Source organism: Proteus sp. G4380 (genome assembly GCF_963885725.1).
Lineage (GTDB): Bacteria > Pseudomonadota > Gammaproteobacteria > Enterobacterales > Enterobacteriaceae > Proteus > Proteus mirabilis.
In genome coordinates, this window is the sequence record NZ_CAWPAV010000130.1 from 1 (window position 1) to 17,000 (window position 17,000).

Consider the following 17,000-nt stretch of genomic DNA (forward strand, 5'->3'; position numbering starts at 1 on the left):
AGGAGGAGCTATGGCAATATATGTTACTGTGATCGAAAAAAACTTCAATTTTAGATTTGTCAATTTTTTATGCTGTATTTTTAGGTTTATAAGTTTAATAGATCGTATAAAATAAAAAATTATCATTAATATTTTAATTTGGGTAGATTCGCTTATTAATTCTCAGCAAGTTTTATTACTAATATTACTTGAATAGTTAATGAACTAATTCCATAATAATGATTATCTTTTTGTGATGTAACTCACATAGTATTTAAATTAGACTACTTTATCCGTTGAATAACTTAATCATTAAGGAGTAAAGTTATCTCGTTAGGATTATTCTTAACGTGATATATTGGCGAGCATTTAAAATCCTTTTTAATTTAAATGTTTTTCTCGCTACTTTTTGAAATGATCGTAATCAAGTAATACAAGGTAGTGTTACTACGAGTCATATTCATAAAATGGGGCCTGGAAATTCAATATACATTTATATTAATTTCCTCGGGATCTTACTTTAAACAAGATCCTCTTTGTTCAATATAATCGGACGGGATGTAAAGAGATGAGTACGGTTGAATTGCTTAAGCATATTTATGACATAAATTTATCGTATTTGCTTTTGGCGCAGAGGTTAATTAACCAAGAAAAGGCTTCCGCAATGTTTAGACTGGGTATCAGCGATTCTATGGCTGATGCACTAAAAGAGCTAACATTGCCTCAATTGGTTAAGTTGGCTGAAACAAACCAACTAATCTGTAATTTCCGGTTTGAAGACAGCGAAACAATAGAACAACTCACTAAAGAATCCAGAGTGGATGATTTGCAACAAATTCATACTGGTATCCTTCTTTCTTCTAACTTGTTCCGTCAACTATCGGAACATGATACCTCTGCTACAAAGAAACGGGCATAACAATGAGTGAGAAAAGTATCGTCCGAGAGGCGAAAGATATTCGCCTAGCAATGGAATTAATCACCTTAGGTGCTCGCTTACAAATGCTTGAAAGCGAAACGCAATTAAGTCGAGGGCGTTTAATTAAATTATACAAAGAATTAAGAGGAAGCCCTCCTCCTAAAGGTATGCTACCTTTTTCAACAGATTGGTTTATGACATGGGAACAAAATATCCATTCTTCAATGTTTTATAATGCTTACCGCTTTTTATTAAAAAGCGGGGGGAGTGTAGGTGTTGAAGCTGTTGTAAAAGCCTATCGTTTATATTTAGAACAATGTCCACCCGTTAAAGATCAAGAACCTATTTTAGCACTAACACGAGCATGGACATTAGTTCGTTTTGTTGAAAGTGGTATGTTACAACTTTCTGTATGTACCAAATGTAATGGTTCATTTATTACACACGCACATCAGCCTGCAAGTAATTATGTTTGTAGTCTTTGTCAGCCTCCATCTCGGGCAATAAAAAAACGTAAACTTTCCGCCAATCCTGCCGATATTAACTTACAACTGTTGGATGGTCTTGAACAGTTTGCAATGTGATTCGAGATTGAAAGTTAAATATCAGGTTATAGATTAAAGACTCTATAACCTGAGTTGTTTCCTCTTCCCCTCCTATCTCCTTGCGGTTATGTTCGCCATTCTCTCTATAACGAAATTAGCTAAAGGGATATCGCGTGTTAGTACTCTTAGGATATATCGTGGTGATTTGTGCTGTCCTCGGAGGGTTTACCCTCGTAGGTGGACATCTAGGCGCATTATATCAACCCGCTGAATTTTTAATTATTTTTGGTGCCGGTATCGGTGCTTTTGTTGTAGGTAATAATGGTCGTGCGATCGTATCAACGGTAAAAATCCTACCGAAATTACTTCGTAACACTAACTACAATAAAGCGATGTATATGGATCTAATGGCATTAATGTTTCGTTTGCTGTCTAAAGCGCGCCAAAACGGCATGTTGGCATTAGAGAGAGATATTGAAAATCCACAACAAAGTGACATTTTTTCCCAATATCCTCGCATTATGAAAGACGTTTATATGCTCAGTTTTATTACTGATTATATGCGTTTGATGGTGACGGGGAATATGAATCCTTATGAAATTGAAGCGCTAATGGACGAAGAAATTGCCACTTTTGAAGAAGAAAGTGAAGTACCTGCGGCGGGGCTCTCTACGATGGGCGATTCATTACCCGCATTTGGTATTGTGGCCGCGGTTATGGGGGTGGTTAATGCGCTAGGTGCTGCCGATAGACCTGCTGGGGAAATGGGGGCACTTATTGGTCACGCAATGGTAGGTACTTTCTTAGGTATTTTATTAGCTTATGGCTTTGTTTCACCATTAGCTTCTCGTATCAGACAACGCTCTAGTCAACAAATGAAAATGATGGAGTGCATCAAGACCACCCTGTTATCTAGCATGAATGGATATGCACCACAGATAGCGGTTGAGTTTGGTCGTAAGACCCTCTTTCTGGCAGACAGACCTTCATTTATTGAATTGGAAGAACATGTACGTCAGGTACGGACACCGATGCAGGCAAATCCTGATGCAATGAAAGAAGAGTAATTATGAAAAGTAATTCACAGATAATCAGAGTTAAAAAGCGAGGGAAAAAACAGCACAACGCACAACATGGTGCGTGGAAGATAGCTTACGCTGACTTTATGACTGCCATGATGGCTTTCTTTCTGGTGATGTGGTTACTTTCTATCGCTAGTCCTCAAGAGTTAACTCGTGTTGCTGAATATTTTCGCACACCTCTAAAAGTTGCCATTGAAAAAGGCCGCGTTAGTGGAGACGTGACAAACCCGATACCAGGGGGAGGACGTGATCCTGTGTATAACGAAGGTGATGTACTGCCAAAAGGTGTCGAAGATAAACAGCTCAATGAAAAACAGCAATTCCGTAAACTGAAAGAGAATTTAGAGCAAGTTATTTTACAAGATCCTCGCTTAAAAGATTTAAAACCTCATTTATTAATCGACATGATGGACGAAGGCTTACGTATCCAAATTATAGATAAAGAAAGCCGGCCAATGTTTAAAGTTGGTAGTGCCACTGTTGAACCTTATATGAAAGATATTTTAACTGCGATAGCGCCAATACTAAATGACTCGCCTTATAAAATCAGTTTATCAGGTCATACCGATGATATTCCTTATGCGAGTGGTGCACTCAAATACAGTAACTGGGAGTTATCAACGGATCGAGCCAATGCATCTCGTCGAGAACTTATTGGTGCAGGGCTTGCAGAATGGAAAGTACTACGGGTTGTAGGTATGGCATCAACTGTTCACTTAGTAAAAGAGGATGGTTTTGCTCCGGCGAATAGAAGGATCAGTATATTAGTTTTAACTAAGCAGGAAGAAAAGAAAATTGTACATGAAAATGAGCGGGTTGCACCAGCAATAAAAGAGGCATCAGAAATTAAACCTCTGCTTTCAGGGCAAGAAACCCCACAAGAAAACGGAGAAAATACACAGACGAATTCGTCTGTGTCTTCTTCTACATCTAAGCTTCCCGAATCAAAAAAGGAAAATGTTGAAACAGGAGTTTCTGGGGAAAGTTTGCCATCACAATCGACAAATATTACGACAAAACAGGAAACAACTCCTTAGTTTGTATGTAATCGCGTAAAGGTGAATGAGTAACGATGGATATTACCGAGTTTTATCAAACATTTTTTGATGAAGCAGATGAGTTGTTAGCTGATATGGAACAGCATTTACTGTTACTTGATCCGCAAAATCCAGATCAAGAGCAGTTAAATGCTATTTTTCGTAGTGCGCACTCCATAAAAGGAGGAGCCGCAACATTTGGCTTCGTTAAACTTCAGCAGACCACTCATGTGCTGGAAAACTTGCTCGATAGTGCAAGACGCCATGAAATGGTACTTACCGATGACATTATTAACCTGTTTCTGGAAGCGAAAGATATTATGCAACAGCAATTGGATGCACATAAAAACTCACAAGAGCCAGACGAGGAAACATTTAACTATATTTGTGAGAAGTTGCGTCAGTTAGCTCTAGAAGTCAAAGAGGAACAATCAACTCAATTAGGTGAGGGGAATGACTCAGTATCTTTAGCTGAAAGTAATGCCCCAACGGAGAACATCACTCCTGTTTCTGCAGTGCATCATACTGACGATGAGCTTAGTAAAGAAAATCAACCGCTAGCAACGGCTAATACACCAAATACTGACGGTCTTTATCAGCATCATATTATTTTATCTGATTTAAAAGAGACCGATATTGATTTAATGCTAGATGAATTAAAGCATCTGGGTGAAGTCAGTCAGGTTGAAAAACAGCACCATGGGTTGGAAGCGGTATTAAAAACCACAGCAACTCAAGAAGATATCAGTGCGGTATTATGTTTTGTTATTGAACCAGAACAGATTTCCTTTGCTAACGTTGCTGCTACTGAGGAAAAGGTAAAGTCTACAGATAAAACGCAAGAGCAAGCCGAACACTCACCCTCATCTGTGACAGAAAGTATCCAGCCTGCTGCTCAAACAGAGCAGCCAGCTACGATAGAGAAAAACGTTGCTGAGTTGAATAAAAATAGTCAAGCAGATGAAGTGACTAAAGTTGCCACAACCTTGCCACCAACTGCGACACCAGCCCCTGCGCGAAAACCTGTTGTTGCTCAGGCCAAAACGGAATCAACCAGTATTCGCGTTGCGGTTGAAAAGGTGGACCAACTGATTAACTTGGTCGGGGAATTGGTGATCACTCAGTCTATGTTAGCGCAACATAGTGACACGCTTGAGCCATCTATTCATAGTGATCTACTCAGTTGTATTGCACAGCTACAGCGTAACTCTCGTGATCTGCAAGAGTCAGTGATGTCTATCCGTATGATGCCGATGGAATATGTTTTTAGTCGTTTTCCGCGGGTCGTTCGTGATTTAGCTGGCAAAATGCATAAAAAAGTTGAGTTAAATATGATTGGTAGTTCAACTGAGCTTGATAAGAGTTTAATTGAGAAAATCATCGATCCTTTAACTCACTTAGTCCGTAATAGTCTTGATCATGGTATTGAAATGCCTGCCGATCGCATTGCCGCGGGCAAACCAGAGGCGGGTCAATTAACGCTTTCAGCAGAGCATCAAGGTGGCAATATTTGTATTGAAGTGACAGATGATGGTGCAGGATTAAATCGTGAGCGTATTTTGAAAAAGGCGATATCATCGGGCTTAGCTGTTTCTGAAAATATGAGCAATGAAGAAGTTGCGATGTTGATATTTGCGCCAGGTTTCTCTACCGCTGAGGTTGTCACCGATGTTTCTGGACGTGGTGTGGGTATGGATGTTGTAAAACGAAATATCCAAGAAATGGGTGGGCAAATTCAAATTAGTTTTGAAGTTGGAAAAGGCACACGCATTCGCATCTTGCTGCCACTCACATTGGCCATTTTAGATGGCATGTCAGTAAAAGTGAATGATGAAGTATTTATTTTACCATTAGGAACAGTGGTTAGCTCATTACAACCTGAAGAGGAGGATATTTATCCTTTAGCAGGAGATGAAAAATTATTGCAAGTAAGAGGTGAATATTTACCGCTTATTGAATTACACCGTACTTTTAATATTGAAGGTGCGCAAACCGATATTACTCAAGCGATTGCGGTTATCGTACAAAGTGCAGGGCGCCGTTATGCTTTATTGGTCGATAAGTTAGTTGGTCAACATCAAGTGGTTGTTAAAAATATAGAAAGCAATTACCGAAAAGTACCGGGTATTTCTGCTGCCACAATCATGGGCGATGGTAGTGTTGCTTTAATTCTTGATGTTCCAGAATTACAACGTTTAAGTCATTCTCAAATGACAGAAAAGAAAAAGAATACAACTGCGCATACAGTTATTTAATAGTGAGGATAAAATAAGATTATGGCTGCGGAACATTTCGAGAAATTATCCGGTGAAACTGTTGGACAAGGATTTCTAATTTTTACGTTGGGCAACGAAGAATATGGCATTGATATTCTAAAAGTACAAGAAATTCGGGGCTATGACCAAGTCACTCGTATTGCGAATGCACCTAGTTTTATTAAAGGTGTGACCAATTTACGGGGGGTTATTGTACCTATCGTTGATCTACGAATTAAGTTTTCACAAGAAAATGTTACCTATAATGACAACACAGTGGTGATCGTGGTTAATTTACTCAACCGTATTGTCGGCATTGTTGTTGATGGTGTTTCTGATGTATTAACTTTAAAACCTGAACAAATCTGTCCTGCTCCTGAATTTGCGGTAACAATGTCAACAGAATATTTAACAGGATTGGGTACTTTAGATGAAAGAATGTTAATTCTGGTTGATATTGAAAAATTACTCAATAGCGAAGAAATGGAATTAGTTGATAGCGCAACAATTATGGCTAAATAAAGTTTAGCCTATTAATCTTATTCTTTAATACTGTTCCGGCTATCTTGCCGGAATAGTTTTTTCAATTATTTGTTATTTCTTGGGGCTTTAATATTAATTAAGTGAAATTAAATCAGAAAGAGTACTTTTAATTTTAGTTAAGTTATTTTTTTTAAATGTATTAACTAAAAAATGAATGTGCATTATGCCTAGCAGGTTTTTAAAATGAGAATTTAAAATATAACTTATTGATATTTAATTTATTTATTGTAAATAGAAAATAGTATCTATATAGGATAAAACCTATAAAGTTTCTCTTAAGTCTGCCGATAACTTGGTCATACCATCTATTATAAAAAGGGAAACTCATGTTTAGCCGAATGAAAATAGTGACTGGGTTGTTATCCATTCTTCTGTTGTTTGGTGTTTTGCAGTTTATCTCCGGGGGTGTTTTTTACTCAAATCTCAGTGAAACAAGACAAGATCTGGATAAAACTCTCACAATACAAAAACAGCGTGAACGTTTAGATGAAAGCTGGGCAAACTTATTGCAAGCGCGTAACAATATCAATCGTGCAGCTATAAGCTATCTGTTACAGGATAAAGATCTGAATGTTGATAGCTCGTTGTCTGTAGAATATTTAACTGGTCTGGCACGTAAAAATATGTCTCGGGCCGATGATAAATTTAAAGAGTTTGAACAGCATATAAATGCTTATCAAATTCATTCAGAAGAAGAAATACGCAATTTAAAAGGGCGTTTTATTGAGTATTTTTCTGCATTAAATCAGTTAGAAATTTTACTGCAAGATAAAAACTTAAAAGATTTTTTCGAACAACCAACGACTTCTTATCAAGATGGTTTTTATAAAGAGTATCTTGCTTATGTTATGCGTAATGAGAAGTTTAATAATCAATTAAATAGTGCATTAGAAGCTTCTCATCAGCGTTCTATTATCACGATGGTGATATTAGCCATTATTGTTGTTACAGCACTCATCATTTGTTGGTTTGCACTACGCAATGCATTAATTCGACCACTTAATTCATTGTTATTAAATATTAAAGCATTTTCTGAAGGGGATCTACGTCCCGATATCGAGGTGCATGGACGTAATGAAATGAGCTTATTAGCAAGTGGCTTAAAGCACATGCAACAAGAGCTTATACATACTGTTCGTGGAGTTTATCAAAGTACTGAGAATATCTATAACAGCACCAGTGAAATTGCCGCAGGTAATAATGATTTATCCTCACGTACTGAGGAGCAAGTTGCTTCATTAGAAGAGACTGCTGCGAGTATGGAGCAGTTAACGGCGACAGTAAAACAAAATGCTGATAACGCACGCCAAGCAAGTAACCTTGCCAATGATGCCTCAGATATTGCCCGCCAAGGTGGAAAAGTTGTGGCTAATGTGGTGCAAACGATGCACGACATAGCCGGAAGTTCTCAAAAAATCACCGATATTACAGCAGTGATTGATGGTATCGCATTTCAAACCAATATTTTGGCGTTGAATGCGGCTGTTGAAGCTGCGAGAGCCGGTGAGCATGGTCGCGGATTTGCGGTAGTTGCCGGCGAAGTTCGTAATCTTGCACAGAGAAGTGCAGAAGCTGCTAAAGAAATAAAAACGTTGATTGAAGACTCTGTTAGTCGCACTGAAACCGGATCGGTATTAGTTGAAAGTGCAGGGGAAACCATGACTCGTATTGTCGAATCTGTGACACGTGTTACCGATATTATGGGGGAAATTGCCTCGGCATCGGATGAACAAAGTCGAGGAATTTCACAAGTGGGTCTTGCGGTTTCTGAAATGGATCGTGTTACTCAGCAAAACGCCTCTTTAGTAGAACAATCTGCCGCCGCTGCTGCGGGTCTTGAAGATCAAGCAGTTGCATTAACCCGCTTAGTTTCCATCTTCAAATTACCGGGTCAGGAAGAAAAAGCATTAGAGAAAAAGGAATTGGATGCACTCCCTGTAGTACAAGCCGCTGCTCCACTTATAAAACCAGGAACCTCAGAAAAGAAAAAGAGCAGCAGTGTTGAAGATCCCGCTAACTGGGAAACTTTCTAACAACAACAAGTGGCTGACAAGCGGTAGTGATTTGCTACCGCTTATAACGAGGTGAAGGCATGTTTAGGTTTCGTAAATTAAAGATATCCACCAGTCTCTATTTATTACTGATGATGTTTTGTGTGATGCAAGTTATTTCCAGTGGGATCTCACTGGGAATTATTCATTTAAACAACAATCAGATCACTCGAATTGATTTAGATACTGCTAAGCGAGATGAATTAGGATTAAGTTGGGTATCTTTAGTACAAGCACGTAATGCAATAAATCGCGTTGCGATAGGAATGAAAACTGAACAGTCAACAGATTATATCCAATCTATTGAATCAATCGCATTATCACGTTTGGAAACAGCAAATACTCATTTTCAAAATTTCCTTACAGATATTAATCAAGAGGTTATTCCACAAGAAGAAAAAGAGATTTTTAATACCGTAAAAAATGATTATCACGTTCTTTATAGTGCACTAATTGAATTACATGGCATGTTAAAAAAAGGCGATTTTCAAGGGTTTTTAGATCAACCAACGGAACGCTATCAAACTGCAATGGAAAATTCATTTAATACCTATATGAATTACGTTCAACACGAAGTGGCTGATTCGATAGAACAAGGACATCATTTTTATACTATCGCTATTTTAATGTTTATTGGCGCAATCACCATGGTAATTGTGGTGTCAATCGCCTCTCATCGCTGGTTAAGTTTTAATATTATTAAACCTTTCGCAAGTTTAAGCCGTTACTTTAATGATGTCGCAACAGGCAAATTAAATCGTGAAATTCTGGTTTTTACTGATGACGAAATAGGTGACATTTTTAGACGGTTACGTGAGATGCGTGGCGAGTTGGCGCGCTCTATTCGTATTGTTCGTGATAACAGTCAGGCGATGTATTCGGGTATTCAAGAAATTTCCAAAGGTAATACCGATTTATCCTCGCGCACAGAACAACAAGCTGCTTCTTTGGAAGAGACGGCTGCGAGTATGGAGCAATTAACGGCGACAGTTAAACAAAATGCGGATAACGCGTTACAAGCGAGTAAGTTGGCGGAATCTGCATCTGAAACTGCACTACGAGGCGGTGAAATTACTCACAGTGTGGTCGAAATGATGGATGCTATTACTCAAAGTTCTCAAAAGATAGGCGCTATTATTAGTGTCATTGATGGTATTGCCTTTCAAACCAATATCTTAGCGCTTAATGCTGCGGTAGAAGCGGCGCGAGCGGGTGAACAAGGACGCGGTTTCTCAGTTGTTGCAGGAGAGGTGCGTAATCTTGCTCAGCGTAGTGCTGAAGCGGCTAAAGAAATTAAAACACTTATTGACGAGTCTGTGTCTCGAGTCTCTCAGGGATCTCGATTAGTAAATGATGCGGGGCAAACGATGGAGGAGCTTGTCACATCTGTAAATAAAGTCACTGAGTTAATGGCCGAAATTGCCTCGGCTTCAGACGAACAAAGTAGAGGTATTCACCAAGTTGCTGATGCTGTTAGTCAGATGGATCAGGTGACACAACAAAACGCTGCTTTGGTGGAGCAATCAGCATCTGCTGCCACAGCATTAGAAGATCAGGCTAACAACCTGGTTAATGCTGTATCGGCATTCGAATTGCCTGACACGGATGAAGACGGATCTTCTCACTCCTTAGAAGGTAATGGGTTGAAGAAAGCAGATAAAAAATCATTTTTTAAAAAGACCCATTAAAAAATAATGAAACGTAATGTTACTGAAGAATTGCCAGATATCGCTGCTCAACCGTTAGATTTTTTTTCTGAACGGTTTATGTTGTCCGATGATCAGTTTCAATCAATCTGCCAATTGATTTATCAAAAAGCAGGTATTGTGCTGACTAACAACAAACGGGAAATGGTTTATAACCGTCTCACGAGAAGGTTACGTGAATTACGGATGAATAACTTTGGTGACTATCTTGCGTTTCTAAAAAGTGATGTATGCAACCCTGAATGGCAAGAGTTTATTAATGCGTTAACCACAAACTTAACTGCATTTTTTAGGGAAGCACATCACTTTCCTATTTTGGCTAAACACGCCAAAAACAGGGCAGGAGGAGTTTACCGAGTATGGTGTGCTGCCGCATCTACTGGAGAAGAGCCTTATTCAATAGCGATGACTTTGCGCGATGTTTTTGGGGATAACCCCTATAAAACAAAAATTATTGCCAGCGATATCGACACTAATGTGTTGGAAAAAGCCCGTAAAGGTGTTTATCGACTGGAAGAGTTAAAAACGTTAAACGAAGAATATTTGAAAAAATATTTTCTCAAAGGTGTTGGTGATTTTGCCGGATACGTGAAAATTAGACCACAAGTAAGTGAAATGGTCACTTTTCAGTATTTGAATTTACTCGACAAGCAGTGGAAATTAGAAGGGCCATTTGATGCGATTTTTTGTCGTAATGTCATGATTTATTTTGATAAAACGACACAGCAAAGCTTACTTCATCGATTTATACCATTGCTTAAACCCGATGGAATGCTGTTTGTAGGGCATTCTGAAAATGTGAGCCAACTAAGCAAGGATTTTTACTTGCAGGGGCATACGGTTTACGGGCTGACACCAGCAAGGAGAGGTTATGAATAAAATAACGGTACTCTGTGTTGATGATTCGGCGTTAATGCGCCAGATCATGCGAGAAATAATTAATAGTCACCATGATATGGAGGTCGTTGATTGTGCGCCAGATCCGATAGTCGCTCGTGACTTAATAAAAAAGTTTAATCCACAGGTATTGACGTTAGATGTTGAAATGCCACGCATGGATGGTATTGATTTTTTGGAAAAATTAATGCGCTTACGCCCTATGCCAGTGGTGATGGTTTCATCACTCACGGCAAAAGGTTCAGAAGTGACATTAAAAGCATTAGAACTGGGGGCGGTTGATTTTGTCACTAAACCTCAGTTAGGTCTACGTGAAGGAATGTTGGCCTACAGTGAACTTATTGCAGAAAAAATCCGAGCAGCGGCTCAGGCAAGAATTAGTCGTCATGAAACGAAAACATTACCGTCTAAGTCGTTATCATTTACTCCCATGATTTCGAGTGAAAAGTTAATCGCTGTTGGTGCTTCAACAGGGGGCACGGAGGCCATTCGTCATTTTTTAGAGCCATTACCTATTACCAGCCCTGCAGTATTAATAACCCAACATATGCCGGCGGGGTTTACTCACTCATTTGCAGAGCGGTTAAACCGTTTATGCCAAATCAGTGTGAAAGAAGCTGAAGATGGAGAACGGGTTTTACCTGGACACGCCTACATCGCACCGGGTGATTATCATATGGAGCTTCGTCGTAATGGTGCTAATTACCAGATCCATATAAATAAAGATCCTGCGGTAAATCGGCATCGACCTTCTGTTGATGTGCTATTTAATTCGGTTGCTAAATATGCGGGACGTAATGCTATTGGTGTCATTTTAACAGGGATGGGCAGTGATGGTGCTACAGGTTTATTAGCAATGCGTCGTGCAGGTAGCTACACATTTGCACAAGATGAAGCAAGTTGCGTCGTCTTTGGGATGCCTCGTTCCGCGGTCGAATTGGGAGCCGTAGATGAGGTAAAAAGTATAAGCTCAATGAGTAAAGCCGTGCTGATGAAAATCAGCACAACACAATCATTGCGTATCTGATTAAGTTCAGTTTAAACAGCAACACAGTAATTTGCCAATATATTTTGAAGGAGTTTTCAATGGCAAGTAAGGATCTGAGATTTTTAGTGGTTGATGATTTTTCAACAATGCGCCGCATCGTTCGTAATTTACTAAAGGAGTTAGGATTTATGAACGTAGAAGAAGCAGAAGATGGTGCTGACGCGTTAGCCAAGTTACAGAGTTCGGCATATGATTTTGTTATCACCGATTGGAATATGCCCAATATGGATGGGTTAGAGTTGCTGAAGAATATTCGTAGTGACGCAGGGCTTGCAACGCTTCCCGTTCTGATGGTGACCGCCGAAGCGAAAAAAGAAAATATTATTGCTGCTGCGCAATCAGGAGCAAGTGGATATGTTGTTAAACCTTTTACTGCAGCCATTCTTGAAGAAAAACTCAATAAAATTTTTGAAAAACTGGGCATCTAAGGAGTCGCAATGAGTGGGGATCCAATTATGCCGAAAGATAATGTCGAAATAACGTCAGATATTATCAGTCGGATCGGACAATTGACGCGTATGTTACGCGACAGTTTGCGAGAATTAGGATTGGATAAAGCAATAGCAGAAGCAGCAGAAGCCATTCCTGATGCAAGGGAAAGATTGGACTATGTTGCTCAAATGACCGCTCAGGCAGCTGAGCGTACATTAAATTGTGTGGAAGCTGCGCAACCAAAACAGGATGAGTTAAGTAGTCATGCAACTAAGTTAACTAAACGCTGGGATCAATGGTTTGAGCATCCAGAAGATCTCAAAGATGTACGCTCTCTTGTAACGGATACCCGCAATTATTTGCGGGATATCCCTGAAAGTGCGGCTTTTACAAATAGCCAATTACTTGAAATTATGATGGCGCAAGATTTCCAAGATTTAACAGGCCAAGTGATTAAACGTATGATGAGTGTGGTTCAAGAAATTGAAAAACAACTTGTTATGGTATTAATGGAAAATCTGCCACCAGAGCAACTTGAAAAATCCAATGCGAAAAAAGAGAGTGATTCATTATTAAATGGCCCACAAGTCAATAAAAACAATGCTGGTGTGATTAAGAATCAAGATCAGGTTGATGATTTACTGGAAAGTTTAGGTTTCTAATCTATTGGTGAGTTTAGGGCGATAAGGACATAACTGGCTTGCAGGAGGCATTCGCTCTATCTCTGCTCTTTGAGGATGTTCTATTTTATGGATAAAAAACAACCAAAAAACAGGTTGATAGCGCAGGCTATTGAAGAAAATGTAAGCCGCTTTATCTAAGCGGCTTTTGTTTGATGGTGAGAAATACACGCTTTTACTTTATATTCACCATAGAATTATTCTTGCGATAAACCCTCCATATTTGCACCAAATAAATATGTTGTTTCAAAGGTGATGTGTAAGTAGCACACTTTTTTGCTGTTTATACCTTCATAGCCCAAAAAGCCCCGTAAATTTGCGATTGTTCAACCCATCAATTTCTTCTGAATTTGTCATGCTAAGAGACATTTCATTCAGGCTTTAATCTAATTATCTAAATCGGACAGACTGTGGCTGAAGATAGCGATCTCGAAAAGACAGAAGAACCCACTCCCCATAAACGGGAAAAAGCGAAAAAGGATGGGCAAATTGTTCGTTCCAAAGAGCTTTCGTCCGTATTAATGATTTTAGGGGGCGTCAGTTTACTGTGGATGAGTGGGCGTTTTATCACTCGTGAGCTTTATGCCATGTTAACGGAAGGTTTTACTTTTAATCACCACATAATCGGCAACGAGAATTTATTGATCCCCCGTTTTGCCAGTTTAATGAAACAGGCTGTATTTGCGTTATCGCCAGTGTTTCTAGGCCTGGTCTTAGTGGCAATTGGTGGTTCAGCCGTATTGGGGGGGATTAATTTTAGTAGCAAGTCTATCAAGTTTGATCCGAAAAAATGGAACCCTATTTCTGGCTTAAAACGTATTTTTTCAATGAATGCGTTAGCTGAATTATTTAAAGCGATTTTAAAATCACTCTTTGTCGGCTTAGCCGCAACGGTTTTCTTATGGCACAACTGGAACGATATTCTTCATTTGATCACGCTTCCTCCTTTAAGTGCTTTAGCTAATGCGATGCAACTGCTTATTTTTGCAGTCTATATTGCGGTTTTTATGCTTATCCCGATGGTGGCATTCGATATTATTTTTCAAATTCGTAGCCATTTGAAAAAGTTACGCATGACACGCCAAGAAATTAAAGATGAATTTAAACAACAAGAGGGTGATCCGCAATTAAAGGCGCGTATTCGCCAACAACAACACGAGATGTCGCGGCGACGAATGATGGCAGATGTGCCAAAAGCAGATGTCATTGTCACTAACCCAACGCATTACGCGGTTGCTTTGCAATATAACGACAAAATGGTTGCCCCAAAAGTACTTGCTAAAGGGGCGGGTGCCATTGCCTTAAAAATTAAAGAAATTGGTGCTGAACATCGAATTCCGCTTCTAGAAGCGCCACCGCTTGCTAGGGCGTTATATCGTCACAGTGAGATAGGACAGGCTATTCCTGCAACACTCTATGCCGCTGTTGCAGAAGTTTTAGCTTGGGTCTATCAACTGAGACGATGGAAAACCGAAGGTGGTTTAAAACCTAAACAACCTATGAACTTGCCAGTGCCTCCCGCACTGGACTTTGCTGGAGAAGATAATCGTCATGGCTAATTTGGCCTCATTACTCCGCTTGCCGGGAAATTGGAAAAGTTCTCAGTGGCAGATACTGGCAGGGCCAGTACTTATTTTGCTTATACTGTCAATGATGGTACTGCCATTGCCACCTTTTCTATTGGACTTATTGTTTACCTTTAACATTGCCCTTTCTATCATGGTGCTATTAGTGGCCATGTTTACTAGGCGCACATTGGACTTTGCTGCCTTTCCTACAATACTCCTGTTCACTACATTGTTACGCTTATCGCTTAACGTTGCATCAACACGTATTATCTTGATGGAAGGACATACAGGTTCAGCAGCTGCAGGGCGTGTTGTTGAAGCTTTTGGTCATTTCCTCGTAGGTGGCAATTTTGCTATCGGTATCGTTGTTTTTATCATTCTTATTCTGATTAACTTTATGGTTATCACCAAAGGTGCAGGGCGTATTGCTGAAGTAGGCGCACGCTTTGTATTAGATGGGATGCCGGGTAAGCAGATGGCTATCGATGCTGATTTAAATGCTGGGATCATAAACGAAGAAGAAGCTAAAAAACGTCGTAAAGAAGTCTCGCTTGAGTCTGACTTTTATGGATCTATGGATGGTGCAAGTAAATTCGTCCGAGGGGATGCGATTGCCGGCTTAATGATCTTGGTAATAAACGTCGTTGGTGGTTTAGTGGTCGGTGTTGCACAACATAATATGGCACTTAACGATGCGGCAAGCACTTATACCTTATTAACCATCGGTGATGGGCTGGTGGCACAAATACCAGCACTGATTATATCAACAGCGGCGGGTGTTATTGTTACTCGCGTTGCAACCGATGAAGATGTCGGTCAACAAATGGTGACGCAACTCTTTGATAACCCTCGTGTACTAATGCTAACTGCGGGCGTTTTAGGATTGCTGGGGTTAGTACCAGGTATGCCAAACTTTGTTTTCCTCTTCTTTACGGCTGCATTAGCAGGATTAGGATGGTATATCTTAAAACGCCATAGCAGTCCTCAAGTGCAACAACAAAAAGAGTTGGAACAAGTTGAAAAACAAAATCGGGTTGTTGAAGCCTCTTGGGAAGATGTGCAATTAGAAGATCCGCTGTCAATGGAAGTGGGTTATCGTCTTATTCCCATGGTCGACAATCGCCAAAATGGTGAATTGTTAGGTCGAATTAGTGGTATTCGCAAAAAGTTTGCACAAGAAATGGGGTATTTACCTCCTGTTGTACATATTCGCGATAATATGGAAGTAAAACCTTCCTCCTACCGCATTTTAATGAAAGGGGTAGAAATCGGCCATGGCGAAGCTCATCCTGGGCGTTGGTTGGCCATAAACCCCGGTAATGCAGTCGGAACGCTAGAAGGTGATAATACTCAAGAGCCGGCATTTGGTTTACCTGCAGTATGGATTGATGACAGTTTAAGAGAGCAAGCACAAGTACAAGGCTATACGGTTGTGGCGGCAAGTACGGTGATTGCAACACATTTTAATCATGTACTTAACCAATACGCATCAGAGTTATTTGGTCGCCAAGAAGCGCAAATGCTATTTGATAGGGTAAGCAAAGAACTACCGAAAATGACGGAAAATATGATCCCCGATATGCTGTCATTAACGGTGTTACATAAAGTATTGCAAAACCTGTTGGCAGAGCAAGTGCCTATTCGCGATATGAGAACCATATTAGAAGCACTTGCAGAGCATGCACCTGAGCAAAAAGATCCGGCAGAATTAACGGCGGTAGTTCGTGTTGCATTACGCAGGGCAATAACACAACACTGGTTTGGTGATAAAGAAGAGATACAAGTTATCGGATTAGATGCGGGACTAGAGCGTCTATTATTACAAGCGATGCAAAGTGGGGGGGGATTAGAGCCTGGCCTTGCTGAAAACATTGAACAACAAGCCTTAGATGCGGTACGTCGTCAAGAGATGTCAGGGGGCGTGCCAGTACTCTTGGTTAACCATGCACTACGTTCGCTGTTATCACGCTTTTTACGCCGTAGCTTGCCACAGTTAGCGGTATTATCAAATATGGAAATTAGCGAAGGTCGTCATATTCGTATGACATCAATGATTGGTGGACAAAATCATTAATTATTAATCATTGATAAAAATCTACTAAAACCACTAAATCATCATTTAGTGGTTTTTTTTAGTTTAAACAAGAAGAATATAAGTAATTGTTCTATATATAGAATATGTTTTAAATAAAAGCAATATTAAACATGGATATGGTGAGATTTATTTTGATAAAGAGGCTTATAGAATAACAGAAAGA

General features: G+C 39.7%; 14 protein-coding genes. All 14 read left to right on the plus strand.

What is annotated here, in order from left to right:
* The first annotated feature begins 547 nt into the window (after window positions 1-547).
* The 14 genes from flhD to flhA all read left to right on the plus strand — a co-directional run bounded on the left by flhD (window position 548) and on the right by flhA (window position 16,816).
* A complete protein-coding gene (flhD, locus tag AACU98_RS11920) occupies window positions 548-898 on the plus strand; it encodes a flagellar transcriptional regulator FlhD (protein ID WP_004243568.1) in 351 nt (116 codons plus the stop codon).
* Between the two features lie 2 nt (window positions 899-900).
* On the plus strand, window positions 901-1,482 hold the full coding sequence (gene flhC, locus AACU98_RS11925) for a flagellar transcriptional regulator FlhC (protein WP_004243567.1): 582 nt from the start codon (window positions 901-903) through the stop codon (window positions 1,480-1,482).
* A 134-nt stretch (window positions 1,483-1,616) separates the two neighbouring features.
* Complete coding sequence (gene motA, locus AACU98_RS11930; protein WP_004243566.1) at window positions 1,617-2,510, plus strand: flagellar motor stator protein MotA; 894 nt, start codon at window positions 1,617-1,619, stop codon at window positions 2,508-2,510.
* 2 nt (window positions 2,511-2,512) lie between these two features.
* Complete coding sequence (gene motB / locus AACU98_RS11935; RefSeq protein ID WP_004243565.1) at window positions 2,513-3,562, plus strand: flagellar motor protein MotB; 1,050 nt, start codon at window positions 2,513-2,515, stop codon at window positions 3,560-3,562.
* Window positions 3,563-3,597: 35 nt separating this feature from the next.
* On the plus strand, window positions 3,598-5,817 hold the full coding sequence (cheA, locus tag AACU98_RS11940) for a chemotaxis protein CheA (protein WP_004248350.1): 2,220 nt from the start codon (window positions 3,598-3,600) through the stop codon (window positions 5,815-5,817).
* 21 nt (window positions 5,818-5,838) lie between these two features.
* Window positions 5,839-6,339 carry a chemotaxis protein CheW gene (cheW, locus tag AACU98_RS11945; protein ID WP_004243558.1) on the plus strand — a complete coding sequence of 167 codons (501 nt, stop codon included), beginning with the start codon at window positions 5,839-5,841 and terminating at the stop codon, window positions 6,337-6,339.
* Between the two features lie 347 nt (window positions 6,340-6,686).
* Entirely contained in the window at window positions 6,687-8,393 is a 1,707-nt protein-coding gene (locus tag AACU98_RS11950; RefSeq protein ID WP_004243557.1) for a methyl-accepting chemotaxis protein, read from the plus strand.
* Window positions 8,394-8,452: 59 nt separating this feature from the next.
* Window positions 8,453-10,099 (plus strand): methyl-accepting chemotaxis protein, encoded by a 1,647-nt coding sequence (locus tag AACU98_RS11955; RefSeq protein ID WP_004248349.1) that lies wholly within the window; start codon window positions 8,453-8,455, stop codon window positions 10,097-10,099.
* Window positions 10,100-10,105: 6 nt separating this feature from the next.
* Complete coding sequence (gene cheR / locus AACU98_RS11960; protein ID WP_004243555.1) at window positions 10,106-10,996, plus strand: protein-glutamate O-methyltransferase CheR; 891 nt, start codon at window positions 10,106-10,108, stop codon at window positions 10,994-10,996.
* Window positions 10,989-12,041, plus strand: a complete 1,053-nt coding sequence (locus AACU98_RS11965) for a protein-glutamate methylesterase/protein-glutamine glutaminase (protein WP_004243552.1) — start codon at window positions 10,989-10,991, stop codon at window positions 12,039-12,041. The genes cheR and AACU98_RS11965 overlap by 8 nt, the downstream gene beginning before the upstream one ends.
* Window positions 12,042-12,100: 59 nt before the next feature.
* The gene (gene cheY, locus AACU98_RS11970) at window positions 12,101-12,490 is read left to right on the plus strand and encodes a chemotaxis response regulator CheY (protein ID WP_004243551.1); all 390 of its coding nucleotides are present in this window, start codon (window positions 12,101-12,103) and stop codon (window positions 12,488-12,490) included.
* Between the two features lie 9 nt (window positions 12,491-12,499).
* Complete coding sequence (cheZ, locus tag AACU98_RS11975) at window positions 12,500-13,156, plus strand: protein phosphatase CheZ (RefSeq protein WP_161734771.1); 657 nt, start codon at window positions 12,500-12,502, stop codon at window positions 13,154-13,156.
* Window positions 13,157-13,584: 428 nt separating this feature from the next.
* A complete protein-coding gene (flhB, locus tag AACU98_RS11980) occupies window positions 13,585-14,733 on the plus strand; it encodes a flagellar biosynthesis protein FlhB (RefSeq protein ID WP_004243547.1) in 1,149 nt (382 codons plus the stop codon).
* Entirely contained in the window at window positions 14,726-16,816 is a 2,091-nt protein-coding gene (flhA, locus tag AACU98_RS11985; RefSeq protein WP_004243546.1) for a flagellar biosynthesis protein FlhA, read from the plus strand. Before flhB ends, flhA begins: the two co-directional genes overlap by 8 nt.
* Window positions 16,817-17,000: the final 184 nt, after the last annotated feature.

What these genes read in the sequence shown, in the direction of transcription:
- AACU98_RS11965 (WP_004243552.1), top strand. Translation starts at nt 10,989, where the DNA reads ATGAATAAAATAACGGTACTCTGTGTTGATGATTCGGCGTTAATGCGC.
- AACU98_RS11955 (WP_004248349.1), top strand. Translation starts at nt 8,453, where the DNA reads ATGTTTAGGTTTCGTAAATTAAAGATATCCACCAGTCTCTATTTATTA.
- cheR (WP_004243555.1), top strand. Translation starts at nt 10,106, where the DNA reads ATGAAACGTAATGTTACTGAAGAATTGCCAGATATCGCTGCTCAACCG.
- AACU98_RS11950 (WP_004243557.1), top strand. Translation starts at nt 6,687, where the DNA reads ATGTTTAGCCGAATGAAAATAGTGACTGGGTTGTTATCCATTCTTCTG.
- cheZ (WP_161734771.1), top strand. Translation starts at nt 12,500, where the DNA reads ATGAGTGGGGATCCAATTATGCCGAAAGATAATGTCGAAATAACGTCA.
- motB (WP_004243565.1), top strand. Translation starts at nt 2,513, where the DNA reads ATGAAAAGTAATTCACAGATAATCAGAGTTAAAAAGCGAGGGAAAAAA.
- flhC (WP_004243567.1), top strand. Translation starts at nt 901, where the DNA reads ATGAGTGAGAAAAGTATCGTCCGAGAGGCGAAAGATATTCGCCTAGCA.
- cheY (WP_004243551.1), top strand. Translation starts at nt 12,101, where the DNA reads ATGGCAAGTAAGGATCTGAGATTTTTAGTGGTTGATGATTTTTCAACA.
- cheA (WP_004248350.1), top strand. Translation starts at nt 3,598, where the DNA reads ATGGATATTACCGAGTTTTATCAAACATTTTTTGATGAAGCAGATGAG.
- flhD (WP_004243568.1), top strand. Translation starts at nt 548, where the DNA reads ATGAGTACGGTTGAATTGCTTAAGCATATTTATGACATAAATTTATCG.
- flhA (WP_004243546.1), top strand. Translation starts at nt 14,726, where the DNA reads ATGGCTAATTTGGCCTCATTACTCCGCTTGCCGGGAAATTGGAAAAGT.
- cheW (WP_004243558.1), top strand. Translation starts at nt 5,839, where the DNA reads ATGGCTGCGGAACATTTCGAGAAATTATCCGGTGAAACTGTTGGACAA.